The organism is Rhodococcus sp. IEGM 1354, assembly GCF_030056855.1.
Lineage (GTDB): Bacteria > Actinomycetota > Actinomycetes > Mycobacteriales > Mycobacteriaceae > Rhodococcoides.
In genome coordinates this window covers 1-212 of sequence record NZ_JASHKT010000096.1, presented here as the reverse complement: position 1 = coordinate 212, position 212 = coordinate 1, and the positions used below count along the sequence as shown (strand labels likewise).

The 212-nt window shown below is 64.2% G+C and carries 1 protein-coding gene; it reads left to right on the top strand.

Going from position 1 to position 212, the window contains the following annotated elements; genetic code table 11:
• Positions 1-8: 8 nt before the first annotated feature.
• On the top strand, positions 9-212 hold a 204-nt coding region (locus tag QM588_RS25690; RefSeq protein WP_283317445.1), incomplete at its 3' end, for a TerD family protein.

The window sequence follows — 212 nt, the reverse complement described above, 5'->3', positions numbered from 1 at the left end:
CGTTCCAGGTGAACACGGGTCGAAAAGTGCGCAACGACTACGATTTCGTGTTCTTCAACCAACCATCGTCGCCCGAGGGCGCGGTTCGGCTGACATCGACGCGTTCGTTGAGAATCGACCTGCGTCTCGTGCCTACCGCCGTCGACGCCATCGTCGTCGCGGTTGCGGCGGACAGCGCACTGTCGACTCGCGCCGGACTGCCCGGCAGGTCG